Below are 25,594 nucleotides of genomic sequence, written 5' to 3'. Positions count from 1 at the left end.
ATGGCTACCGAGCGTACCTGGAAAACCATCGAAAACGGTCCACACGAGCTGGACGAGTTCCTCCACCCCGTCAGCCTGAAAAACTATGGCAAATGGAAATATCACGAACGGCCCCGTCCCGGTGTCTTGAAGCATGTTGCCGAGAGCGGTGACGTGCTCTTCACCGTGCGCGCCGCCACCCATCGTCAGGTGACGGTCGATATCGTGCGGCGCCTGTGCGACCTGGCCGACCGCTTCGCGGATGGTCATCTGCGCTGGACCGTGCGCAACAACGTCGAGTTCATGACCCCCAACGCCGCCAACGTCGATCCCCTGATCGCCGCCTTGGAAGCCGCCGGTCATCCGGTGGGCGGCACCGGCCCGTCGGTGAGCGCCATCGCCCACACCCAGGGCTGGCTGCACTGCGACATCCCCGCCGTGGACGCCTCGGGCGTGGCCAAAAGCATCATGGATGCCCTGTTCCACGACTTCGCCCACGAGGAGATGCCCAACCGCGTCCGCCTCACCACCTCCTGCTGCGAAATCAACTGCGGGGGTCAGGCCGACATCGCCGTGGTGGTGCAACACACCCGTCCGCCGCGCATCAACCACGAAATCCTCGCCAACGTCTGCGAAATGCCCAGCACCGTGGCCCGCTGCCCGGTGGCCGCCATCCGTCCCACCACGGTCAACGGCAAGCCCTCGCTGATGGTCGTCGAGGAGAAGTGCATCTATTGCGGCGCCTGCTTCGGCGCCTGCCCGGCCATGGAAATCAACCATCCGGAACACTCCAAGCTGGCCATCTGGGTGGGCGGCAAAAACTCCAACGCCCGCACCAAGCCCGGCAACATGAAACTGGTCGCCCACGGCCTGCCAAACAATCCGCCGCGCTGGCCCGAGGTCTCCGAACTTCTCAAGCGCATCCTGGCCGCCTACAAGGCCGGGGGTCGCGACTGGGAGCGCCTGGGCGAGTGGATCGATCGCATCGGCTGGAAGCGGTTCTTCGAGGAGACCGGTCTGCCGTTTGACAAGTTCATGATCGACAACTATCGTCATGCGCGCGTCTCATTCAATCAATCCGCCCACATCCGGTTTTGACAGAGGCGCTCATGATCGCGACCAATCCCTATTATCAGTCCGCCAAGGAGTGGGTTTATCAACCCTTCGTCGTTGAGCAGGGACTGGACCGCGTGGTCGCCTATGGCGACCGCAGCGGCAAATGTCCCACCTATGTGGAGCGGGTGCCGCCCTGCTCCAACGCCTGCCCGGCGGGCGAGGACATTCGCGGCTATCACAACCTGATCCGCGGCGTCTGGAAGGATGGCCCGGATCCCTGGGCCGCGGCGTTCCATCGGCTCACCCGCACCAATCCGTTTCCAGCGGTGATGGGACGGGTCTGTCCGGCGCCGTGTCAGGGTGGCTGCAACCGGCAGTATCGGGACGAGACCATCCACATCAACGCCGTGGAACAAGCGATCGGCAATTACGCCATCGAAAAGGGGCTCGCCTTCCCGAAACCGACGAAAAAAACCGGCAAACGGGTGGCCGTGGTCGGTTCCGGACCAGGCGGTTTCTCGTGCGCCTATCAACTCGCCCTGCGCGGTCACGACGTGGTGATCCTGGAAGCCCATGACAAGCCGGGCGGCATGATGCGCTACGGCATCATGGGCTATCGCGTCAGTCGCGAGATCCTGGAGGCCGAGTGCCAACGGATCCTCGATCTGGGCGTGAAACTCCAATGCGGGGTGAAAGTGGGCGTCGATGTGTCGCTCGAGCAACTCTCCCGCGACTACGACGCGGTGTTCCTGGCGGTCGGCGCGCAAAAAGGGCGCGGGCTGCCGATTCCGGGCGCCAACGGCGCCAATGTCACCAATGCCATCGACTTTTTGCGCCAGTTCGCGCTGGAAGGCGAAAGCATGTCGATCGGCTCGCATGTGGCGGTGATCGGCGATGGCGACGTGGCCATGGACGTGGCGCGTCTGGCGTTGCGTCTGGGATCCAAGGCCACCTTGATCTCCGCCGTGCCACGCGAGGAGATGAAATGTTCCGGCTACGAGTTCGACGAAGCGCTGGCCGAGGGGACCGAGATGGTCTACCAGTCCGGCACCGTCGAGGTGGTGCGCGATGGCGAGCGGGTGACCGGCTTGAAGTGCATCAAGATGGTCAAGAAAGAGAAGGGCGAGGAGGGATGGAACCATCCGATTCCGTTCTTCCGCTTCAAGCCTCAGGCCGGTACCGAGTTCATCATCGCGGCGGACCAGGTGGTGGCCTCCATCGGCCAGTCCACGGACATGACCGGTCTCGAGTCGGCCACCGGCGGCACGCCGTGGTTGAAGGTCGATCACAACCAGAAGATCGAAGGACTGGATAACGTCTTCGGGGGCGGCGACGCGGTGGCCATCACCCTGCTCACCACCGCCATCGGCCATGGCCGCAAGGCTGCGGAGTCCATCGATCTGCTGTTGAACGGCAAAACCCTGCCCGCCAAGCCGCAACGGCGCGACGTGATCAAATACGACAAGCTCAAGTCCGACTACTTCGTCCAGTCACCGCAACAAAAACGCTCGGTGGACCATCCGGAGGTGGTGAAGGGATCATGGCGCGAAGTGCTGGTCCCGTTGTCGCGCGAGCAGGCCGCCGCCGAATCCGGACGCTGCATGAGTTGCGGTCTGTGCTTCGAGTGCAACCAGTGCATGCTGTTCTGTCCCCAGCATGCCATCACCAAGTTCGGCGGCAATCCCGAGGGCGAGGTGATGTTCACCTACTACGAACGCTGCGTGGGGTGTCACATCTGTGCGGAGATCTGTCCGACCGGATACATCGACATGGGCATGGACTGATCGGTCGAGGAGCGAGAGAACATGGACAAATCCGCCATGCTGAAACGTTTGGATGAAGCGATCGCCGAGGCGCGCGGCTGGGCCACGAACGGCTGGACCATGACGTTCGGTCGCAACGCGGTCCGGATCGGCTCCCTGCCCGATGCCAGGGCGCAATCGGACCGGTTCGTCAACCGTCAGGAGGCGCTGGCCTACTGGCGTAGCGTCGCCGAGGCCGGCGAGGAGACCGCGGTACAGGGGGAGAAGGCCAAGGCCGCCCTGGAACGCGGGGATCTGCGCATGGCCGAGGGTGCGGTCTACTTCGCGATGCTGGTGGAAAAAAGGCTCAACAAGCCCAACTCCACCTGGGAGCCGTTGTTGACCGGCCTGCGCGCGCTGGCCGCGTGATCGCGTTGAATTGAAGTCTCACGGGGGGCGGGGTGTGATCGCCTCGTCCCCCGGTCGTGCCGCACTCCACCGCTCATGAAGCCCCCCCCTGAGCGACCTTCCTTGGGGGCTTCCGATTGGCCCGAACAATCACCGATTGGGGCCCAGATGCTCCTTGCCGCACTGCGGGCAACGCCAGGTTCGTCCCCCGCCCATCCACAGATCGTTGTTCTGCCTCAAACAGTCGGTGCAGAGCGCAAAGCCGCACCCACAGGCCCAGGTGAAACCAGGGTCCGCGTGACAGGCCAGGCAAGAGGGAAACGTTCTGCCGCTTTTGCGGGTTCGGGTAGTTTTGTCGGAGATCATGACCAACTCTTGATAAAAAGGGACACCATCAACACTTGCATGCAGAAATGCAGTCTATTAGTCTAAACATGATGATCCAGGAAAGATTGCAAGGCAAGCAGGTTCGATTGCTCCCCTGCGTTTCTGTTGCCGGCATGGTTTGGCGACGACCTTGAACGCATGCTTTTAAAAGGTGATTCCCGATGAGTCTCGAAATGAATGCGGAGGAAGGCTCTGCCTTGATCCAGGCCCTGCGGGTGCTGGAGCGCTCCAAGGTGTCGAAATCCGACCTGCGCGCCAGTTTGAACGCCATGGTCAAGGGCTACGAAAAACTCGTCAAGGAGAGCAGGAAGAGTCTGCGCAAGAACGAACGCGACGAAGAGCTGCTCATCCAGGCGCAAGCCACCCTGGAGCAGCATCAGAACGAACTGCTCGAGGCCAACCGCAAGCTCTCCGAGCACGAACGTCTGCTGGAAGAGACGGTTCGCCAGAACACCGAGGATCTGGTGGGCGCCAAGGCGCGCATGCAGAAACTCATCCAACTGGGCATCTCCCTGGCCCAGGAGCGGGAGATCGACCGCCTGCTCGAGAACATCCTGTTGGGCGGCAAGGAGCTGACCAATGCCGATGCCGGCACGCTCTATCTGCGCACCAAGGACGACCAACTGAAATTCACCATCGTGCGCACCGACTCCCTGGGCATCGCCATGGGTGGGGTAGGCAAAAAACCGGCCACCCTCCCCCCGGTGCAGATGAAAAAGGAGGATGGCACCCCCAACATGGTGAATGTGGCCGCCTATGCCGCCAACACCGGTCACACGGTGGTGATCGCCGATGCCTATGACAACACCGAATTCGATTTTTCCGGCGTGCGCAAGTTCGACGCGGCCACCGGCTTCCGTTCCCAATCCTTCCTGACCGTGCCCCTGACCCCGCGCGGGGGCAAGGTGATCGGCGTGATGCAGTTGATCAACGCCATCGATCCGGAAACCGGCCAGGTGGTCCCCTTCGATCCGGAAATCGTCAATCTGGTCGAGGCCCTGGCCGCCCAGACCTCCATGACCCTGGACAATCAACTGCTTCTCCAGGCACAGAAAGATCTCTTCGACGCCTTCATCCGGTTGATCGCGGGTGCGATCGACGCCAAGTCGCCCTACACCGGCGGTCACTGCGAGCGCGTGCCGGAGTTGGCGCAAATGCTGGCCCTGGCGGCCAGCGAGAGCAACCATCCCAATTTCGCCGATTTCTCGATGACCGACGACGAGAAACAGGAGATGCGGATCGCCTCCTGGCTGCACGACTGCGGCAAGGTCACCACCCCGGAGTATGTGGTGGACAAGGCCACCAAGCTCGAAACCATCTACAACCGCATTCACGAGGTACGGATGCGCTTCGAGGTGCTGCATCGCGACGCCCACATCGCCTGTCTGGAGGATGTGATCGACCGGGGCGCCCCGCGCGAGGCCCGCGAAGAGGAGATGCGGGCCACCCAGGCGGCGTTGCAGGAAGAGTTCGCCTTCATTGCCAAGGCCAATGTGGGCGGCGAATTCATGACCGCGGCGGACAAGGACCGGGTGCGCGCCCTGGCGCAACGCACCTGGATCCGCTATTTCGACGACAGTCTGGGGCTCTCCCATGCGGAGATCAGGCGGCGCAAGGAAATGCAGAACGCGGTCGGCGTGGAAGAGTTCCTGTTGACCGACAAGGTGGAACACATCATCCCGCGCGAAAACGACACCAAGACCCGCGACGAGTCGTTGGGGATCAAGATGCCGGCTCCGGAGCATCTTTACAACCTCGGCGAGGTGTACAACCTCTGCATCGAGCGCGGCACTCTGACCGCCGAGGAGCGCTACAAAATCAACGAGCATGTGGTCCAGACCCTGGCCATGCTCGAAAACCTGCCCTTCCCGGACAACATGGCGCGGGTGGCGGAGTTCGCCGGAGCCCACCACGAGACCATGCACGGCACCGGCTATCCGCGCAAGCTCAAGCGCGAGGAGATGTCCCTGCCGGCGCGGATCATGGCCATCGCGGATATCTTCGAGGCCCTCACCGCCACGGACCGTCCCTACAAGGAGCCCAAGACCCTCAGCCAGGCGATGAAGATCATGGGCTTCATGCGCAAGGATGGCCACATCGATCCGGATCTGTTCGAGCTGTTCCTGGTGAGTGGCGTCTACCGTCAGTATGCGGAGCGGTTCATGGATCCGAAGTACATCGACGAGGTGGACATCGCGGCCTACGTCCCGGCCAAGCCTCCCGCCTGAGCTTTCCAGGTGTATCGAATTTTCACCAACGGGTCAGGCTCGCCAGCCTGACCCGTTTTGATTGTGCGGGGCCTGTTTCCCCTCATTGATTCTCAACCTCGCCAGAGGGACACGCCATCCGCACCCCCCTCAACCCGCCTCCACCAGCCCGTATCCCTGCCGGATCCACTCCTGAATCCCGCCGATCAACTCGCACGCCTTGAGGTCGTGTTCCTGAAAGGACTCCAGGGCAATGGCCGCGCGCGGTCCGGAACGGCAGATCAGCACGTACAAGGCGTCCGGATCGAACCTCTCCGGATCGAAACGGGTCGCGAAAGAGCGCCGGAACGGTTCGGTATCCTGACGATCGATCAGGTTGTGGTCGCACGGGAACAGCTCGGAGCCGGTGATGATCCCCTCGGCCTGCTCGCTTTCGGTGCGCAGGTCCAACAGCACCAGGCCGGGTTTGCCCAACTCGATGGCGCGGTGCAGATGCTGCACCGAGATCATCTCGTTGAAGAGCGCCTTTTCGGTGATCTCGCGGGTTTCGGCCCATACGAAACAGCCCCGGTATTGGCGATCGTCCTGGTTGATGTGGGTCTGCAACCAGTCCAGCAGAAAGCTCTCCAGATGGATGATCGCCTCGGAACGGCGCGCCGCCACATCCCCCTCCAGTTGCCGCAGATGACGGATCAACTGCTGGTGCAGGCCGATGTGCGCCTCCAGATGGGGATAGCCGTGCTGGCGCATCAACGCCTCTTCGGCCTCGAAATGTTCATGGGTGTATTTATCCAGGCGTGGAAAGAGCGAATCGACCTGATCCCACTCATCCTCGAAGGGGGCCCGTTCCACGAACCGCTTGGCCAGTCGCTCGAACTCGATCACATAAAACAACAGACGCTGGTGATCGTTGTTGAACCGCTCGACGCCGACATCGGCGATGAAAAGCGCTTGTTCACGCATGGGTCCACCCCGTTCCTGGCAAGAAGGAGAATATTTACACGAGTTTAGCGTTAAATTCCGATTGCGGTCAAGGTGAACGCATGATAAAAATGAATCATTTTCTTCAACAGATTCAGGCCATCCAGCCCCCCTCCGGACCACCGCGCGGAACGGGTGTCGGATCGCCCTCCGATCCGACAGGAGCGCCCACGCCATGCGCATCACGCCCACACGCCGGACCGATCCGACCCGCCGCGCCTTCCTGGGCCGGATCGGCGCCCTGGCCACACTCGCCGCCCTGCCCGAAGCGGGATGCGCGGGGTTGCAACCGGTCGAACCCGCGCCATCGCATACCCCCTTCACCCTCGGCGTCGCCAGCGGTTCCCCCACGGTGGATGGTTTCGTGCTCTGGACCCGGCTGATGGGGCCGGAGATCCCGGCGGACCAGCCGGTGCGGCTCGGGTGGGAACTGTTCGAGAACGGGAATCCCCAGCGGATCCTCCGGCAAGGCCAAACGGTCGCCCTGCCCGAGCTTGCCCATTCGGTGCATGTGGAGGTGAACGGGTTGGCGCCGGATCGCTGGTATGGATACCGTTTCCGGCTGGGCGGTCAGATCAGCGACGCGGGACGCGCCCGTACCCTGCCCCCCGCCGGTTCCATGCCGGCGCGACTGCGCTTTGCCTACGTCTCCTGCCAGCACTGGGAACAGGGGTATTACGCGGGCTATCGGCACATGCTCGACGAGGGGATCGATTTCGTCCTGTTCGTCGGGGATTACATCTACGAATACGCCTCAAGCAGCAGTTCCGTGGCGGTGCGACACCACAACCTGCCCGTGGCGCGCACCCTGGACGATTTCCGCGCCCGCTACGCGGTCTACAAGAGCGATCCCGACCTGCGACGCATGCAGGCCCATTGTCCCTGGCTTTTGACCTGGGACGATCACGAGGTGGAGAACGACTACATCAACCTGCACTCGACCAGCGGCACCGAGAACTTCCCGGCTGTGCGCGCGGCGGCCTATCAGGCCTACTACGAACACATGCCGTTGCGGGCCGCGACGCTCACCGAGGGGGTGGCGGGCCTGGCGCGTGGCGCAGAGCTTAAAATTCACGACCGCTACGAATGGGGCGACCTGGCGACCTTTCACCTGCTGGATGGCCGGCAGTACCGGGATGGACCGGTGTGCCGGGAGGGGTTCGGCCCGGTGCTGCGGGCCTTCTGCGTGCCGCCGGATCCCAGGCGGAGCATGCTGGGTCCGACCCAGGAACGCTGGCTGGAAGCGGGGATCGCACAATGCGCCCGAGAGAGAAAAGCGTGGAACATCCTGGTGCAGCAGAGTCGTTTCACGCCGGCCAACTATCCGGATGGGGCGGGGATCAAGGCGTCGGTGGATCGTTGGGATTCGTTCCCGGAGGCGCGCCAGCGGATTCTGGATGCCCTGGTGGCCCACAAACCGCGCAACACCCTGGTGATCGGCGGGGATCTGCATCAGAACTGGGTGGCACGGGTGCATCGCGATCCGTATGACGTGAACTCGCCGGTGATCGCCAGCGAGTTCACCGGCACCAGCATCTCCTCGTACATGGGACGCAAGCTCGAATCCGCGCAACAGGAGGCGGCGCGCAATCCCCACTGTCTGCTGGCGGACACCACGCGACGCGGTTACGGGGTGGTGACCCTGACCCCGGAACGGGCCGAGGTCGATCTGCGCGTGCTGGCCGATGTGCGCGATCCGACATCGGACATCGCCACCCTGGCCCGTTTCGTGGTCGAGGATGGCAAACCGTTGCGCCGGGTGGAGGGTGGAGGGTAAGGAAACGGTCCACTCAAAGAACGGGGGTGGCGTTTGACTTGAATGATCGCGATCGCTTCAGCGCCAGTTCCGAACTCTTCCAGCGTTCACAGAAGGCCTGTATTCAGGCTCTCTACCTTTGACGGGATCGGGCCATTGGCCCCTGGTGGGATCTTGGCCCCTGATGGGATCTTGGCCCCTGGTGGGATCGGGCCATTGGCCCCTGGCGGGATCGGGCCATTGGCCCTTGACGGGATCGGGCCATTGGCCCCTGGTGGGATCTTGGCCCCTGATGGGATCTACGGGCCAAATCCTTGGGACGTTCATCTTTCTCCAACGGCCCATTTCCCAGGCCATGTTCGCGGCATCGTTTCGCCAAAGGCGCGAAACGATGCCGCAGCCAAGGCGGCGCGCAGCGTTTTTTCGCAAAAGGCGCGAAAAAACGCTTTTTTTGAAGAGCGCGCTAAAATCAAAAGTCAAAAGCCAAAGTCAAAAGCCAAAGTCAAAAGCCAAAGTCAAAAGCCAAAGTCAAAAGCCAAAGTCAAAAGCCAAAGTCAAAAGCCAAAGTCAAAAGCCAAAGTCAAAAGCCAAAGTCAAAAGCCAAAGTCAAAAGCCAAAGTCAAAAGCCAAAGTCAAAAGCCAAAGTCAAAAGCCAAAGTCAAAAGCCAAAGTCAAAAGCCAAAGTCAAAAGCCAAACCTCGGAGACTCCGTCTCCGAACCTCTGCCGGGGACCTTCGGTCCCCCGTCCCCTGCAATAGCGGGCATCCTGCATGGCTGTCAACTTTTTCATAACCAATTCAATAACTTGCTCTTACCCCTTCGCCAGAGCAAGGTCAGCGCCACCTACCCCTCCGCATACCCGCGCAACAAAGTCACGGCTCGGCGCACAGACTCTTCGAACGCCCGCGCCGCTTCGGGCATGGCATGCGTCCGGGAAATCTCTGCCTCCAGCGCACCCGACAACCGTTCCAGCTCCGCCAACCCGTAACGACCCGCCAAACCCGACAACTCCCGTGCCGTCTCGGCCAGACGACGGTAGGATCCCGCCGCGATTTCAGCGCCAACCCGTTCCAGCATCATCGACAGAGAGTCGTTGGCCATGCCCAGGAACCGTCCGAACTGCACCTCGCCCAAATCCTGACGAAACCCGAACAGACACTGCTCCAAATGCAACGCATCGCGCAACCGAACCGACTCCTCCTCCAGTTTCGACAGCCATGCCAGCGCCTCCGCAAGCTGGCCGCGTTCACCGATCACCTCCAGAGAGGTGGCGCAGTGGGCCAGAGCCAAGGCGCCCAACTGGGACGCGCCACCGCGCAAACCATGCGCCATCCGGATCAACGCCGCAGACTGCCCCTGCTCCACAGCGCGACGCATCGCCTCGATCCGTTCGGGCATCAGCTTGAAAAACTTCTGAATTAGCGTCTCGAACTCCCCTTCCAACGCCTCGCGCAACCGCCCCACCGCCTGGCGGTCGAGCACCGTCATCGGACCAGATCCCCCATCCAGAGCCAAACCGTCCAGCGGCGCATCCCGTGACAACCAGCGCATGATCGCCGACTGCATGCCACGCCGGCTCACCGGCTTGGCCAGATAATCATCCATGCCGGCAGCCAGACACCGTTCCCGATCCCCCTGCATCGCATAGGCGGTCATGGCCACGATGGGCATGTGACGTCCTCCGGCCTGTTCCCGCTCACGAATCTCCCGACAGGTGGCGAAACCATCGAGCCTGGGCATCTGGCAATCCAGAAACAACAGATCAAAACGGGCATTCTCGAGGATTTCCAGCACCTGACGACCATCCTCGGCAAAACTCACCTCCAGATCGAACCGTTTGAGCATGCCACGCAGCACCGCCCGGTTGATCGGATCATCCTCGGCCACGAGAATGCGCGCCCCGCGCACGAAATCCGAATCCACCCGCGCGCCATCCATGGCCGCCACCGCCGTCTCCGGAGGGTCGCAGATGCGCATCGGCAACAGCACCACAAACTGGCTCCCCACCCCCGGTTCGCTCTCCACCTCGATCCGTCCACCCATCAACCGCACCAGCTTGCGGGAGATCGCCAGTCCCAACCCGGTGCCGCCAAAGTGACGGGTGGTGGAACAATCCGCCTGTTCGAAGGCCTGAAAGAGCCGCGCGAACTGCTCCCGGCTGATCCCAACCCCGGTATCGCGCACCTCGAAACGCAACGCCTGTCGCAACTGGGAATCGTTCACCGGCGCGGCGCTCAAGGTCACGCTCCCGACGCGGGTGAACTTCACCGCATTGGAGAGCAGATTCACCAACACCTGTCGCAGACGGGTCGGATCGCCAAGCACCCAATCCGGCAGGTTGTCGGCGATCCGCGGCTCGAAGGCGATCTGTTTCTTGCCGGCAAACCCCTTGAACAGCAGCACCAGATCGTTGAGCAACACGCGAGGATCCAGGGGGATCGATTCGAGGTGCAGCTTGTCGGCCTCGATCTTGGAGTAGTCAAGCACGTCATCGACGATGGTGAGCAGGGAGCGTCCGGAGTTCAGGATGGCCCGCACATATTCCCGTCCGCTCTCCGGCATATCGATCTCGGAGAGCAGTTCGGCCAGACCCAGCATGCCGTTGAGCGGGGTGCGGATTTCGTGGCTCATGGTGGCCAGAAAAGCCCCCTTGGCCTTGTTGGCCTCGTCGGCCTCCTGGTGGGACTGAATCAGCGCCCGTTTGCGCGCCTGAAGGGTCAGGTGGGTGGAAACCCGCGCGGCGACGATGGCCGGACGGATCGGCTTGGCGATAAAATCCACGGCGCCCACCTCGAACCCTCTGGTTTCGTCCTCCTCGGAGTCCATGGCGGTGATGAAGATCACCGGAATGTCGGCCAGATGGGGTTGCCCCTTGATGCGCCGGCACACCTCGAAGCCGTTGATGCGCGGCATGACGATATCCAGCAGGATCATGTCCGGATAGGGTGCCGAGACCAGTTTCTTGAGGGCCTGCTCGCCGGAGGTGGCCACGAACACCTGGGCCAGATACTTGAGCGCGCTCCCCAGCACATGCAGGTTGTGCTGCTCGTCATCGACGATCAGAATACGTGGCAGATTGGCTGGGTTCATGCTTCGGACTCCTCGTGCCCCTCACCTTTAAAACGTTCCCGTACCGCCCAACGCATCGCCTCCAGGATCGCCAGGGCCTCCTCGTTGGCAAAGGCGGCCACGCGGCTCTCCAGACGGGTGAACAGCGACCCCTCGTGACCGGCCAGCGCCCCGGCCAAAGCCGGCAACAACTCCGAGGCACGGAAATCGCCGATCTCCAACAAACGAATCAACTCCCGACAACAGCGCTCGAACGCCTCCGGATCGATGCCACCGACTCCACGGCCCGCGCCCTCGGGAGGCGGCAACGGCGGGAGTCCGGCCAGTCCGTCCAGAATCCGTTCCAACTCCCGGGCCACGCCCTCCACCTCGACCTCTCCGGCCACGCCACGCGCCAGGGCGGCATCCAGCTCACGCGCGCGCGCGCCCAAATCCAACATGCCGAGATTGCCGGACAACCCCTTCAAGGCATGCACCTTCGGCTTGAGCCGCGCCAATCCCCCACGCAAAAGCTCCCCGCGCAACTCGTCCGGCACCACCCGGTAATCCGCAGCAAAGGCGTCCAACGAGTGACGCAACAGACGGCGATTGCCATGCACCAGCCGCAACGCGCGTCGCCAATCGATACCCGGCAGGGCGATCTCTTCGCCATCCGGCTCCTCCCCTCTCCGCTCCAAAACGCCGGGATCCCCGTCCATCTCCCGTTCCGGAAGCCACTCGACCAGCTTGGAGAAAAACCGTTCCGGCTCCAGGGGCTTGGCCAGATGGTCGTTCATCCCCGCCTCCAGACAGGCCAGCCGATCCTCGGCCATGGCGTGGGCGGTCATGGCCAGGATCGGCCACGCCTCCCGACCCGGCAGATTCCGGATCGCGCGGGTCGCCTCCAACCCGTTCATTCCCGGCATCTGGATATCCATCAGGATCAGATCGAAGCTCTCCAGGACCGCCAGTTCAACGGCCCGTTGTCCAGAACCGGCCACGCTCACCTCGATCCCATACCCCTCCAGAAAGGCCCGGGCGATCTGACAGTTCAGGGCCACATCATCCACCAGCAGCACCCGCGCGCCACGCAGACGGGCCAGATCCCGCGCCTCGGGTTTCCAGGCCACTCCAGGCCGGACGGAAAGACGCCGCTCCCCAACCTCTCCATCCCCGACGAGCAGGCCACGCGACCACGGCAACAAGACCGTGAAGGTACTGCCCTCCCCCGCCGCGCTCGTCACATGGATCCGACCGCCCATGGCGGTCACCAGCCGCTCGCAGATCGCCAGCCCCAACCCGGTGCCGCCATGCTGACGGGCATGGGAGATGTCGCCCTGCTGAAACGGCTTGAACAGTTTGCCCAGCTCCTCGGGCGCGATGCCGATCCCCTGGTCGATCACCCGAAACCGCATCCACCGCCCATCCTCGTCCCCCGCGCCGGTTTCGACCGGTTCCACCGCCAGACGCACCGCGCCGCGCGGGGTGAACTTGATCGCGTTGGCCACCAGATTCAACAACACCTGGCGCAACCGCAACGGATCGCCATGCAGCACCCACTCCCCGTCGGGAAGCTCATGGTCGAAAATCAACCCCTTTTCATCCGCCTTCGGGATCATCAGCAGCACGATCTCGTCGATGACCGCGTGCAACGAAAAATCGATCCATTCGATGCGCAGCTCCCCGGCCTCGATGCGCGAAAAGTCGAGGATGTCGTCGATGATCCCCAACAGCGCGTGGGAGGCGTTCTGGATCACCTCGAGATGCTGACGCCGCCGATCCGGCGCGTCATCCTGCAACACCAGATGGCTCAACCCCATGATGGCATTCATCGGCGTGCGGATTTCGTGGCTCATGTTGGCCAGAAACAGACTCTTGGCCTGATTGGCATCATCCGCGCGCTTGCGGGCCGCCTCCAGATCGTGGGTACGCTCCAGGACGCGGGCTTCCAGTTCGCTTTTGACCCTTCGGATCGCCTCGTTCTCGCGCTGGCTGGCCAACTCCTTCTCGCGCCTCAGGATGTTGATGTGATCCACCAGCGCCAGCGACAGGAACAGGGCCTCCATCCACAAACCGAGGCGTCCCGCCCACAGGCTGAGAAACTGGGTGGGAAAATAGCCGTAGATGCGCGCCATGCTGACGGCAAAGCCCAACAACAGAAAACACCAACCCAGGATCAAAAAACGGGCCCGGTCCTGACCGCGCAGCCATAAGGAGATGCCGATGATCGGCATGGAAGGGAGCATGGGAATGGTCAGAAGCAGCACGGTGAGCAGACTCACCGCCTTGAAACCGAACAACACCAGACCGATCGTACCCAGCATCACCAGCATGTAGAAACGCATCAGCCGGTCCATGCGCGGGGCCAGACGCGCCGATTCCAGAAACACCCGATTGAACTGCAACCCTATGATCAGGGAGATCTGAATGGCGAGGGTGGGCACGAATTCGGTCAGCCAGACCGAATCGGCGTAGAGATAGCGATGTCCCAGCCCCATGAGCGCCGTGGTGGCAATGGCATACCCGCCCACATAGGCGACATACCAGAAATACTCACGCATGCGCGTGGCGAAATAGAGGAACAGATTGTACACGGTCATGAAGAACAGACCGCCCAGATAGAGTCCAACCCCCAGATTGTTGCGATCCCGATGCAACGAAAAGGCTTCCGGGGTCCAGATCCACACCTCGGCATCAACGAAGCCGACCTCCTCGAAAGCCAGACGGATATACACCGTGCTCTTTTCGTGGGGGTGGCTGACAAGCGGGATGATCGGAACTTCGAAGGGAACGATCTGGTTGGCGATGGGACGTCGATCGCCGAGCCGCACGGGCGGAATGACGCGACCCGGAACGCGATGATAGGCATCGACATAATCCAGGGTCGGACTCAAGGTCTGGATGTACCAGGTCACGGCGGTGGGTTCGGGATTGATCACCTGGAGCTTGAGCCACCAGGCGGATCGGGAGAGCCCCCGGCTGCTGATCGCGCCGACAGGCTGGAACCGTCCGTCCACCTCGGGACGTTCCAGATCCTCGACGGTCAGCGCGCGCTCGGCATCCTCGAGGATCTCCAGATGACCTCCGGCGGGCAAACCATCCATGTAGGCCGCGAGCCGCAACGGAAAGATGGTCTCCGCGGCGCAAATCCCGCCACCCGGCCCCATGAACCAGTATGTCAGCAGCCATGCCAGGATGCGCGTCCCCGTTCTCACCACCGAATCATTCGACTCCCTTGCTCCGCAAGAACGACCCCAAGTGCATGTCCACCCCATGATATGCTCGATCAACCAGCTTTTGGCAATGGCCAACAGATCGATGGCCCCCGCAAAGTTGCCGGCCTCGAAACGCCGGATCAATCCACCCACCGCGTCGAGCAGCAAGGGGCCGCTCCAGGATCAGGTGCTCGATCCTCTCGGCAAGTGGCCGGCCCTGATCCTCACCGTGCCGGGACACGGCTACCGGCTGAACGATCAGCTGCTGGACAGCTCGCCGGAGGCGTTTTCGGAGGTGGATTGATCCGGGTCTGGGTCGAGGTCGGGGTCGGGGTCGGGGTCGGGGTCGGGGAACGGTGCGGTCGGCCAGACCGGGGAACGGTTCAAACGCTCAAACTGACACGGGTCCGCGCCAACTCGTCGCGCAGCCGTGCCAGAATCTCCTCGCGCCGTTCCGCGCGTCCCAGATTGAAACGCAACCATTCGCCACGACTGGCCCGCACATTGACGCCCCCGCCACAAAAGAGTCCGTGCAGTTCAGGCCGGGTGTTCAGGTAGTCCCAGACCCCGGCATGCACATCCGAGGCCCGGCCAACCGGATAGGCCAGAAAGGGGATCAAAGGCACCCCGGCCTGACGCCAGAAGGTTTCGTTCCCTTCGATGGCGCGGACCACCTCCGGCGTGGTCAAGGTGCTCAGAATGCGATGGCTTGAGGTATGATTGCCGATCTCCCAGCCCGACCGGTGCAGAGCCCGCACCCCATCGACGCTCAGATGGACCCCCAGGTCGCGCCACGGACCGATCCGTTCGGCAAAGACCGCCAGCACGACCGACTCCATGATCTCCGGAACATAGCGGGATTTGGTCTGATTGAAGAGTTCTTGAGGATCCGCGCTCCAGGGCGTTTCCGGCAGGGCCGATCGCAGCGCCGTGGACAACGCCCCGGCATGCCCCATCCCCACCAGCATGGCCGCAGGAATCCGATAGAACACTTCCCGATGGTCGGCAAAGGCGCCGTTGACGAACAGGGTCGCCCGAATCCCCAGACGTCGCAACACGGGATCGGCCAGGCGACGGTTGTTCTCGAAACCATCGTCAAAGGTGACCACCAGGTAGGGTCGATCCGGACCACCCCGTTCCCAAAGCGTCGGAACCTGACTCAAGGGAAGTGGCGTCATCCAGGTCAGCAGCGTGGCGAGTTGACGTTCCAGGGTTTGGACCGTCACCTCACCCTTGCGATAGTGATGCTCCCAGCTCTGACGACGCTCCGGATCCACGACGCTGTGATAGGCCAGAATGTAGACGCCGGCTGGTGGACGCAACCATCGCTCCATCGAGAGCCCAAAACGCGCGCCCATCCGCATCCACCAGGGAGGCCGACGTCGCGCCGCCGGAACGGACTCGATGGATTGTTGCCTCTGGGGCCATGATGAATCGGTCCGACCCACAAAAAAGCCCCCTTCCTGGCAACGCGACTCCCAGTTAAACACCACGTTCCACACGATGTTCACCCATGCTTGATACGCTTTTCAAGCCTAAACAATAAGGAACAGGTTGTCAACAACCTCCCGATCATTCCAACTTGTTGCCGCTCCCAAAATAAAACTACGCCAACCTCACATTCCATGGCATGTCCGACCCCCCCGGCGTCTGATAAACACCAGAACTGGCTGGGCCATTTTTTTTCTGTAAAGCGTGCCAAGCCACTTGGCATTGATTCAATTTTATGGATAATAAGTTGACTGGAACATGAGGTGCGCGAAAAATCAACACCACCGGAACACGCCCTCATCAGCCAGCCTCTCGAGAACGGAACGCATTCGCACGAGGATTCCACCAGAACCCATAAACTGGAATCCAATTTGCTTACAAAGAGCATGCAGCCTTCCTCCGAGACTTCACAAATCCCCTTGAGGGGATTCCATGGCGATCAGGCTGCACGACCCTTTATTTTTCAAAATGATGCATACCGCTTGATGATAATGTTGTCTGGCAGGGACAGACATTCCAGCTCACGCCAAGAGCGCTTCAGGAAGTCGTCACCCCCTGTGCTGAACCATCAGGAGAATCCTGTGGGATGAAAATAAGTATTGGCATGAAGCTGCAAACAGGTCCATGGGGTGGAGGCAATCGCTTCGTGTCGTCTCTGGTCAACCATCTGGACACGCTTGGTTGGCAGGTCTCGTTTGACTTGAAGGATCCAGAGCTGGATTTGATTCTTCTGACCGATCCACGCCTGAAACTGGCCAGTTGCAGCTACAATCACTCTGGAATACTGCATTATCTTCTGCATATCAATCCGAGCGCACTCGTTGTTCATCGCGTGAATGAATGCGATGAACGAAAAGGCACAACAGGGCTGAATGATCTTCTCGCCTCCGCAACCCGTGTGGCCGATCATACCGTTTTTGTCAGTTCCTGGCTGCAAAAACTCCATCTCGGGCAAGGCATGCCGGTCAAGTCGAGCAGCGTCATCCTGAATGGCGGGAATCAGTCCATTTTTCACCCTCGCGGTTACGTCCGCTGGGATGGACACACCAAGCTGCGTCTGGTGACCCACCATTGGGGCGCGATCCGCATGAAGGGGTTCGACGTTTACGAACAACTCGACCAGATGCTGGCTCAACCGACCTGTCGTGACCGCTTCGAGTTCACCTACATCGGCAGACTCCCGGATGATTTCACCTTCACCCACGCCCAGCATATCGATCCTCTGGACGGACAGTCGCTCGCTGATGAAATCCGCGGACATCATGTCTACCTGACCGCCTCGCGCAACGAACCGGGGAGCAATCACAACATCGAAGGGGCGTTGTGCGGTCTGCCGCTGTTGTATGTGCCGCACGCCTCCATGCCGGAGACCAGCGACACCTGGGGAATCCCCTTCACCCCGGACCAGTTCCCGGAGAAGCTCGAAGAGATGTATGCCTCCTATCCGCGTTGGGCGGATCGGATGCCGGACTACCCCTTCACCGCCACGCGCACCTGTTCCGCTTATGTGGAACTCTTCAACGACATGATCCGCAATCGTGCCCAGATTCTTGAACGGCGCCGGTTGTTCCGACACCCATGGTGGCTGGCGCGCACCTGGTGGCAGGGAAACCTGGAGAAGTGACGCTCCAGAAAGGGGGCGCGCTCACGCCATGAGCGCGCCGAGACCAGAGATCAATCGCGCACCAGAGGGAGCCTGTTCACGGCAGGTGGGCACGCGCCCAGCCTTGAAGGGGGGGCAAACAGGCGAATTGGTCACGAACCTTGCGGCGGCGTGGGCGATTCCGGAGGTGGCGCGGGCGGGCATTTCGACTGGTTGGCCTGGTGACCCTTGATAACTTGCATGCTGGGGGGGAGAACCCCCTCCCCCCCCCGTACCGTGGACCTCCCTGGCGGGAGTTCCTCGGGAACTTGCATGCTGGGGGGAGAACCCCCTCACCCCCCGTACCGTGGACCTCCCTGGCGGGAGTTCCTCGGGAACCAGGGCCAAAAAGCGCGGCGAGCGCGATCATGACGACGCCACCCACCCCAGGCCGCATCACGCGTCGGGAAAGCGCGGGGTCGGTGCGCATCCGACCCCGCGTTTCAATCGATGGACCAACCGCCTTTCGTCTGCCTCAATTCACCGCGTCGATGGCCGCGCGGATCCGCTTGTTGGCCTCGTCGGCCACCTCGACCAGTCCAGGATTGGCGATCATCTGTCCCATGGTCTCGGGGTTCAGGGCCGCAATCTCCACCTCACCCCCATTGTTCTCCCGCACCACCACGTTGCACGGCAAAAAAACGCTCACATCCGGCACCAGACTCATGGCGCGATGGGCCAGCTTGGGATTGCAGGCACCCAGAATGATGGCGCGCGGGGTATCGACGTCGAGTTTCTTCTTCAACGTGGCGGCCACGTCGATCTCGGTCAAAATCCCGAAACCCTGCTCGGCCAACGCGGCCTTGATCGCCCCGATGGTGGTGTCGTAGTCGGTGGAAACCTTCTTTTTGAGGGCATGGGGATTGGAGGTGTCGATCATGGTCCAGCTCCTTGGATTATCGATGTAACGAATGAATTGAAAAACAACCGGTAGCGTTGGATCTCTTCACGGGTGGAATCGCCCAACAGCCCTCTATAGAGTCCTGGCAGGATGAATTGGTTCCCGCCACGGCAAACCGAATGACACCCTGACGGGCAAAAGTCGGAAACGCAAGGACGGGCAGGCCGAATGACGAAAGGACGGCGAACCTCTCACGCCTCGCGTTTGCGGTTGCCATCCCGGGCGCGCGGGGCCAGACCATCCCCGTGCAAAAGATCCGACGGCGCGGTGTCGCCGCGCAACGGCAGGCGGAACAACAGGAAAATCGTCACCAGGGCCACCACCGCGTACACCTCGCCCAGGGTGATCCCGATCTCCTGCCAGGGAAGCGGCAGGGCCTCGAAGTCATAACCGGGGGGCAGCAGATCCTGATAACGGGAGATGATCCGTTTGAAGCCGTCATCCAGCAGATGACGCAGCGCCGGGATCATGCCGAACACCGCCAGAGTGCCGGCGGTCAGGGTGGCGAGCAGCATCTGCCACAACAGCTTGCCGTACAATCCGGTCCAGGTGAAGCCACGACTGAGCAGAATGCCGTAGTGATGGCGCCGGTGACCGATCAGGGTGCCGGCCTGGGCCAGGAGCAGCGCACCCAGAAAAATCCCGAAGGTGAGCGCATAGGCCGGGGTCATGGTGGAGAGCAGATCGCTCAACAGATTGAAGCGGTTCAGGGCGTCCTGATACATCGAGTGGATGTTGAACGCCGGTCGTCCGTCGCGGGTGCGCACGGCCATCAGGGCGCGGATCCCCTTGCTCAGCCGGGTCGGGTCGGGCATGTAGACCCGCACCGCCGAAAAACTGGTTCCCGACTCGGTGACATCCCACGGCGCGTAGACGATCGACTGACCCGGCTTGGGTCGTCCGGCGGGACAGAGGCTGTCGCGCAGCGGATTTTCCATCGGAAAGCGGTGACAGGGCATCCACAAACGGTGGTTGTCGTCGTGGTTGAGCACGTCCCAGCCATCGTCCGAAACCGGACGGCTGGCAGAACTGGCGGCGGGCGGGAGGTGCGGCTTGGCGCAGACGCTCTCCGGGATCTTCGGCAGGCCGGTCAGGCCGGTCTTGGCGATCTCCTCGGTCAGGCACAGGGCGTGGGAGGCGATCTCCCCCCTCGGATAGCTCGAAGCGGTCAGCCGGCGATACTCCTCGGGATCGCCCATCCCCTTGGATTTGACATCCAGGCGGATCTCCGGAAAGTGGAAGGCGGCCAGCAGGGCATGGTAGGTGGAGAGCGGAAACAGGAAGGAGACCTTCTCCATGGCCGGGATGTGATGAACCCAGCGCACCCGGAAGGGGACCAGTTCCACGCTGTTGCCGACGTTGATCTCCAGCCAGATGGCATCCAGGGCGTTGCGCAACGCATCCTGGGGCGGTTTTTCCGGCAGACGGCGGAGTTTCTTCTGCACCAGAATCGGTTGCACCGCCTCGCGATAGGCTTCGTAATTGAAGCTCTCGGCAAACTGCGACTCGCTCAACACCACGGTCAAGGGAAGTCCCATCCACCCCTCGCCCATCTGGTTCTGCTCCTCGACCCACTCCCTGGGGATCTCCATGTTCCAGAGCGGATCATTCGGATAGACCGCCCAACCGAGCCATGGCGTGCCCGGATCCCAGGCGCCCCCACCCGGCAGACGGATCTTCGGCGAAGCATCCCCGACCTGACGATAGGGATAGGCGGTGATGCCGAAGGATTCGCCCGGAATGCGTTTTTCCATCTCCTTGAGGCGGGCGAGGAGATCCGAACCGATCCCCTGATGGTTCTCCCAGTGGGAGGTGACCCACACCGGCACCCCCTGGGGACGGAGCGTGCCAAGCAGGGCATCGGTGAACCGTTCCAGCAGACCGGCGCGGGTGCCGACCAGCAGCAGGGCCATGCAGATGACCAGGGCCAGCAGCAGGGTCAGCCAGGCGAAATCCCGTCCGCCGCCGGCGCAGCCGAACCGTCCGCAACCGAACGAGCGCCAGTAGGCGCGCGCGCCCAGGGAGATCCAGACCGGAGTCCAGCGGCGTTTGATTTTTTCACCATTGGGAAGGGGGGGATCGCGTGGCTGGGACATATCCCGGTCAGCCCTGCTCGGAGTGGGTTTCGGAAAGTTTGCCGCCGCCCTTGAGACGCAGATGGCAGCGGTTGTTGGCCACCATCAACCAGTGGTTGACGCGGGGATCCAGGGCATCGGACTGGTGATGGGTGACCCAGATCACCATGCGATCGCCGACGGTGAGCCAACGATCGACCAGGGACATCACCTCGCGGCGGGTTTCGGAGTCCAGGTTGCCGGTCGGTTCGTCGGCGAAGAGCACGTAGGGGTCATGGATCATCGCCTGGGCCAGGGCCACCCGCTGGAACTGTCCGCCGGAGAGCTGGTTCGGGTAGCGTTCCAGAAACTCCTCGGGGGTGGTCTCCTCGATGCGGGCGCCGTTCTTGTCGCGCAGCAACACCCGATCCATGGCCGCGTGGACCTTGCGATCCATCTCGGCATCGGAGTAGCCGCCGCGCTGTTCCAGGGGATAACGCAGATTTTCGCGCACGCGCAAATAAGGGGTCAGGGTGCTGCTCTGATAGGCGAAACCGAAACAGCGGCGCCGGATGTCGGTCAGCGACAGGGTGGAGGAGGCGTCGAGTCCTTTCGGACCCCAGACCGCCTGGGATCCGTCCGGGAAATTCCAGCGCACCCACCCTTCGCGTGGCCGCTTGAGGAAGGTCAGAAGATACATCAGGGTGCTCTTGCCGCTGCCGCTGCGACCGAGCACCGGCAGACGACCGGAGATGGCGTTGGCGTCCAGGGTCAATCCGCCGACCTGGAGGACGAAATCGCCCCATCCCACGGTCGCGGCGCGTACCTGAACGCCCCAGGTCATGGCAGGTATTCCTGCGGCACCCAGTAGCCGCGCATGCCACCGATCTCATGACCGAAGCGGTAGTTCTTGTCCGGTCCGAGGGGGGTTTGGCTGATCGCCTCGTTGATCTGTGGCAGGGCGCGACCGTTGGTCGTGGCGTCCGGGCACTGACGCGGCTGATGGGGCAAGGCCTTGTAGACCGGGCGGACGTGATCGCGCTCGACGATCTCCAACAGCTCCTTGGACTTGATCGCCCACAACGCCAGACGGCGCAGCTCGCAGGCCGGCGCGGCCAGGATCTCCTGTCCGGCCTTGTCCTTCATCGGGTTGTTTTTCGCGTCGAGCACCACCAGCCGTCCATCCTTGTTGCGCGTCGTGTTTTCCGCCGAAAGCGAGGGGACCGGATAGCTCAACAGCGGGCTGTGGCGCCGCACCGGCAGACCGCCGCGCCGTTGCGCGTACTCCGCCGGGGTTTCGCCGGCCACGTCGATGGGCGGACGGCGGATCTCCTGTTGGAGTCCCAGCAGCATGGCGCTGATGAGCGCGCGACGGAGTTGATTCTCCGGCAGGTCGAAATACCCCTCGAATCCCTTGAGGATACGAATCCATGAGGAGAGCGCGCCGCTGCTGATCCAAAGCTCCTCGGCCACCTTGTCGTCGGCTTCGATGTAGCCGATGCGCGTGGTGTCGTAGACCCGATCCTCGCACTGCCTGCCCAACTCCCCGCAGCTTCCCCGTTGCAGAATGTGCCAATAAACGCCAGGAATGTCAATTCTCTCCCTTCTCAACCGGTCGATCACCGCGTTCAGGGCCGCGCCACCGCGCACGTCCAGAATGATCTCGTCGATCAGCGCGCTCGAACTCAAGGTCTCCACCTTGGTCACCAGACGGGAGATCAGCTTCTCCTCCTCCAGGCGGAACCAGTGATCCTTCACCGCGCCGGCCTGCACATCGGTGGCGGGCAGGCTCTGTTCGAGCAGATGACGGGTCTGGGCCTCGAACTGCTCGTAGGCGAGCCGGTAGGATTGGGCATGCTTCATCAGTTCACCCTTGTAGGGGGTCTGGATGAAGAACGGAATGACGTTGTTGCTCTTGGCGCCGGCCTCGGCCCCGCCACGCAGCAGCTTGCCCAGCGCCTCGCGGGTCACCGGATGGTCATACTTGGCCACGGCATGGCCACGGCCACGGCGGTCCGATTCGACGCGCGTCGAGGTGTAGCCGCTGTCGCCGATCACGAAGAGCAGTTTCAGATGGTCCGGGCAGGCGGTCATGTCGCTTTTCAAGGCCTGTTCCAGACCACCGTAGAGATTCTCCTGATAGTCGTCTTCGGTATCGCCCTGGGTCACCTTGACCTTGGCGATCGCCTCCTCGAACTTCGCGAATTCGGTTTTCTGGGTGGCCGCGTCCTGCTCGCAATGGTCGTTGAAGGGGTGCCCCTCGCCGATACCGTCCCCCGGCGTGCCGGGAAAGAGCTTGTCCGCGTAGGGATCGCGATAGACCCGGAAACCGAAGCGGAACTGGGTCTCCTTGAACCCCTGGGTGTTCTTGAGGGTGTGGATGATCTCCTGGATCACGCCGCTCTTGTCCGAGGTACCGCGCACCGCGTCGATCACCGGTTCCATGCTGGCCGTGGCGTCGAGCAGAAAGAAGATGTCCACCTTCTTCTTGGCGGAGAGATTCTTGTATTCCGGCAGGATGCGGCTGGCCAGGGTCGGCGAGATGGCCACCTTCTCCTCGTTCACCCGCCGTCCCACCAGACCCGGACGGGCCAGGGCCACCTTGTAGAACAGCCGTTGCCCTCCCTCCCCGTCGATCCCGGAGGGGGCGACGTGCTGGTTCTTGGCGTTCACCATGTCGAGCACCGGGATGCGCAGCGAGGAGCGGAACCACTCCTTGCCGCCGACCACGGGTTGACAGGCGGCGGCGTTGCGGTTGACCGCGTCGTCCAGGTTCTCGTAGGTGCAGAGCGTGCCCGGCGTCTGTTGATCGGGGGAGGTGAGGGTCTCCTTGGGACGCAGGCTGAAGGCGTTGTTCCACAGGAAACCGTTCCCCTTGTCCACCCAGCCGAGCAGGATCCCGTCCTCTTCCAGGCGGTAGCGATCGGCCAGCAGCACCGCCTTGTCGGTCTCGTCGAAAACGAAATACATGTGGAAGCGGGAAGCCCCCTCGCGACAGTGACCCGCACCGCCGACGCACTCCTTCAACTCCGGATCCTGATAGGGCTGGACCTTGGGCTCCTGTCCCGAGTCGTCCCGCGCCACGGTGGAGGTCTTGATAAAGAACTTCATCTCCAGGCCGGAATCGCTCTTGATCGGCAGGTTGCGGCACAACAGATCGCTTTTGGCCACCCAGCCGGTCGTCTCCGGGCGATCCTTGAAGCGGAAGGCACGAATCTTGACCCGATCCTTTTTCTCTTCCTGGATCTCCGCCTGCTGATTGAACGGCAGGGAACCGGTTTTCTTCTCGCCGGTGGCGGCATCAAAGAGCGGGGCGTTGTTGCGCAGCACCCGCGCCACGCCGGCCCATTGCAGCTTGTCGTTCTGGTAGAAACCGGAAAAATCGAAGGTCGCGCAACTGCCCGGTTGACTCTCCTTGGCCCAGGCCGCGGGTGGAGCCGCGCACAGCAGACCGCAGAGGGTCCAGGAGAGGAGTCGGGAGATGGTGCGGATGTTCACGGATATCAATCCCCATCAAAATGTCAAAGGGTTGTCGCCCGTCGCGCGGTCGCGACGTTTTTCGAGTCTGCATGACCGATGCCAGCCAAGGCGGTGATGGTCGCGACCTCTGCCGATATCATGTGTCGCGACGTTTTTTCGAGTCTGCATGACCGATGCCAGACAGCCGGCGGGAGCAGGCATCAAACCACCCGATCGTCTTCAGGGTCTGGCCCCGGAAGCCCCTTTCCTGTCGGTTTTCTCGCGCGTTTCCGGTTTGTCGGAGCCGGCGGCTCCGGGCGTGGAGGCCTTGAGCACCACGCGGAATCCGGCCACGGACAGCATCGCCGGCATGCAGGTTGCGGACCGAACTTCCGGCAGGGGCACGAAGTCGTCCTCGCCGACGATGAAATACCCGCCCGCGCACGGGGTGGCGCTCCATTCGCGCACACCCCAGAGCAGACGTCGCAGGGATTCGCTGCTCAACACCCCGGCCTTGGAGACCGTCTCCCGCGCCCCGTCGAGAAGCAGCGCCGCCGCGCCCCACTGCTCGCGGGTGGGCAGAGCATAGGCGCAGCCGGTCTGACGTCCCAGCCACTCCGCGTAATCCTGGGCCGCCTCCCAGGAGAGTCCCTTCACCGAGGCGGTTTCGGCCTCGTCCTTGTTCCAGTGCATGCCGATGTGGGCCTTGAGCCGGTCGCGTTCCGCGCCGGCGGGCATCTTCTCCACGGCGGCCAGGTAGCGGCGGAACGCCTTGAGGGTCACTTCGTGTTTTTCGATCAGAAACGGCTCCTTGATCTGGATCTTGCTCAGGCCGTGGGGAGCCAGGAAGGGCTTGAGCTCCTGGGAGTTGTTGCGCAACCGATACTCGCCGGCGGGCACCGGCAGCAGATTGGGATAGGATCCCCCCTCTGGAGGGGCGATCAGACAGGATTGCCAGGTCGGATTCTCCTCGCCAGGCTCCCGCGCGACATCGGGTTTGCCCAGCCGCGTCAGCAGCACCCAGGCAATCACCCCAACGGCGATCAGGGCGACCAGGCCGATCCACAAACGCCTTTTGTTCCGGCTCCACCAGGAGGGAGAACCGGAAGGGGCGCCTCTTCCCGAGGAAGGGGGGTCGCCGGGTCTGGGACGACGAACCGCGCCGGAGATCCGGTTGGTACGTCCGCGCGTGCCGAAAAAAGGGTGTTTGCTGTTCAAGGTGACTCCAGGGGGGCGGACGATTGCGGCCCGCGGGTGCCGGACATTGA

Annotated in this window: 17 protein-coding genes; 8 read left to right on the top strand and 9 right to left on the bottom strand. The window is 62.4% G+C overall.

Going from position 1 to position 25,594, the window contains the following annotated elements; genetic code table 11:
• The 4 genes from dsrB to ACOY6C_RS03625 all read left to right on the top strand — a co-directional run bounded on the left by dsrB (nucleotide 1) and on the right by ACOY6C_RS03625 (nucleotide 5,800).
• Nucleotides 1-1,077: a dissimilatory-type sulfite reductase subunit beta gene (dsrB, locus tag ACOY6C_RS03640; RefSeq protein ID WP_420904115.1), complete on the top strand. Its 1,077-nt coding sequence runs from the start codon at nucleotides 1-3 to the stop codon at nucleotides 1,075-1,077.
• Between the two features lie 11 nt (nucleotides 1,078-1,088).
• The gene (locus ACOY6C_RS03635; protein WP_420904114.1) at nucleotides 1,089-2,819 is read left to right on the top strand and encodes an NAD(P)-binding protein; all 1,731 of its coding nucleotides are present in this window, start codon (nucleotides 1,089-1,091) and stop codon (nucleotides 2,817-2,819) included.
• A 21-nt stretch (nucleotides 2,820-2,840) separates the two neighbouring features.
• Nucleotides 2,841-3,206, top strand: a complete 366-nt coding sequence (locus ACOY6C_RS03630; protein WP_420904113.1) for a hypothetical protein — start codon at nucleotides 2,841-2,843, stop codon at nucleotides 3,204-3,206.
• Between the two features lie 527 nt (nucleotides 3,207-3,733).
• Nucleotides 3,734-5,800 carry an HD domain-containing phosphohydrolase gene (locus ACOY6C_RS03625; RefSeq protein ID WP_420904112.1) on the top strand — a complete coding sequence of 689 codons (2,067 nt, stop codon included), beginning with the start codon at nucleotides 3,734-3,736 and terminating at the stop codon, nucleotides 5,798-5,800.
• 129 nt (nucleotides 5,801-5,929) lie between these two features.
• Here the strand turns inward: ACOY6C_RS03625 and ACOY6C_RS03620 are convergent, their stop codons facing one another.
• Nucleotides 5,930-6,742 carry a hemerythrin domain-containing protein gene (locus ACOY6C_RS03620; protein ID WP_420904111.1) on the bottom strand — a complete coding sequence of 271 codons (813 nt, stop codon included), beginning with the start codon at nucleotides 6,740-6,742 and terminating at the stop codon, nucleotides 5,930-5,932.
• Between the two features lie 193 nt (nucleotides 6,743-6,935).
• Between ACOY6C_RS03620 and ACOY6C_RS03615 the strand changes: the two genes are divergently transcribed.
• Together ACOY6C_RS03615 and ACOY6C_RS03610 are read left to right on the top strand one after the other, a co-directional pair.
• Complete coding sequence (locus tag ACOY6C_RS03615; protein ID WP_420904110.1) at nucleotides 6,936-8,537, top strand: alkaline phosphatase D family protein; 1,602 nt, start codon at nucleotides 6,936-6,938, stop codon at nucleotides 8,535-8,537.
• A 261-nt stretch (nucleotides 8,538-8,798) separates the two neighbouring features.
• Nucleotides 8,799-9,308 carry a hypothetical protein gene (locus ACOY6C_RS03610; RefSeq protein ID WP_420904109.1) on the top strand — a complete coding sequence of 170 codons (510 nt, stop codon included), beginning with the start codon at nucleotides 8,799-8,801 and terminating at the stop codon, nucleotides 9,306-9,308.
• Nucleotides 9,309-9,359: 51 nt separating this feature from the next.
• Here ACOY6C_RS03610 and ACOY6C_RS03605 read toward each other — a convergent pair whose 3' ends face one another.
• Nucleotides 9,360-11,606 carry a response regulator gene (locus ACOY6C_RS03605; protein WP_420904108.1) on the bottom strand — a complete coding sequence of 749 codons (2,247 nt, stop codon included), beginning with the start codon at nucleotides 11,604-11,606 and terminating at the stop codon, nucleotides 9,360-9,362.
• Nucleotides 11,603-14,782: a hybrid sensor histidine kinase/response regulator gene (locus ACOY6C_RS03600; protein ID WP_420904107.1), complete on the bottom strand. Its 3,180-nt coding sequence runs from the start codon at nucleotides 14,780-14,782 to the stop codon at nucleotides 11,603-11,605. Before ACOY6C_RS03600 ends, ACOY6C_RS03605 begins: the two co-directional genes overlap by 4 nt.
• 100 nt (nucleotides 14,783-14,882) lie before the next feature.
• Between ACOY6C_RS03600 and ACOY6C_RS03595 the strand changes: the two genes are divergently transcribed.
• Nucleotides 14,883-15,083, top strand: a complete 201-nt coding sequence (locus ACOY6C_RS03595; protein ID WP_420904106.1) for a hypothetical protein — start codon at nucleotides 14,883-14,885, stop codon at nucleotides 15,081-15,083.
• 79 nt (nucleotides 15,084-15,162) lie between these two features.
• Here the strand turns inward: ACOY6C_RS03595 and ACOY6C_RS03590 are convergent, their stop codons facing one another.
• Nucleotides 15,163-16,137, bottom strand: coding sequence for a polysaccharide deacetylase family protein (locus tag ACOY6C_RS03590; protein WP_420904105.1), 975 nt, complete (start codon nucleotides 16,135-16,137; stop codon nucleotides 15,163-15,165).
• A gap of 719 nt (nucleotides 16,138-16,856) precedes the next feature.
• Here ACOY6C_RS03590 and ACOY6C_RS03585 point away from each other — a divergent pair.
• Nucleotides 16,857-17,894: a glycosyltransferase family protein gene (locus ACOY6C_RS03585; protein WP_420904104.1), complete on the top strand. Its 1,038-nt coding sequence runs from the start codon at nucleotides 16,857-16,859 to the stop codon at nucleotides 17,892-17,894.
• A 493-nt stretch (nucleotides 17,895-18,387) separates the two neighbouring features.
• Here the strand turns inward: ACOY6C_RS03585 and ACOY6C_RS03580 are convergent, their stop codons facing one another.
• From ACOY6C_RS03580 to ACOY6C_RS03560, 5 genes are all read right to left on the bottom strand, one after another.
• Nucleotides 18,388-18,792 (bottom strand): DUF302 domain-containing protein, encoded by a 405-nt coding sequence (locus tag ACOY6C_RS03580; RefSeq protein WP_420904103.1) that lies wholly within the window; start codon nucleotides 18,790-18,792, stop codon nucleotides 18,388-18,390.
• A gap of 212 nt (nucleotides 18,793-19,004) precedes the next feature.
• A complete protein-coding gene (locus ACOY6C_RS03575; RefSeq protein ID WP_420904102.1) occupies nucleotides 19,005-20,909 on the bottom strand; it encodes a hypothetical protein in 1,905 nt (634 codons plus the stop codon).
• Between the two features lie 7 nt (nucleotides 20,910-20,916).
• Nucleotides 20,917-21,711, bottom strand: coding sequence for an ABC transporter ATP-binding protein (locus ACOY6C_RS03570; RefSeq protein WP_420904101.1), 795 nt, complete (start codon nucleotides 21,709-21,711; stop codon nucleotides 20,917-20,919).
• Nucleotides 21,708-24,365, bottom strand: coding sequence for a hypothetical protein (locus ACOY6C_RS03565; RefSeq protein ID WP_420904100.1), 2,658 nt, complete (start codon nucleotides 24,363-24,365; stop codon nucleotides 21,708-21,710). Before ACOY6C_RS03565 ends, ACOY6C_RS03570 begins: the two co-directional genes overlap by 4 nt.
• Before the next feature lie 201 nt (nucleotides 24,366-24,566).
• Nucleotides 24,567-25,544, bottom strand: coding sequence for a formylglycine-generating enzyme family protein (locus ACOY6C_RS03560; protein WP_420904099.1), 978 nt, complete (start codon nucleotides 25,542-25,544; stop codon nucleotides 24,567-24,569).
• Nucleotides 25,545-25,594 lie beyond the last annotated feature (50 nt).

Source organism: Candidatus Magnetaquiglobus chichijimensis (genome assembly GCF_045865675.1).
GTDB lineage: Bacteria > Pseudomonadota > Magnetococcia > Magnetococcales > Magnetaquicoccaceae > Magnetaquiglobus > Magnetaquiglobus chichijimensis.
This window is presented reverse-complemented; position numbering and strand designations above follow the sequence as displayed.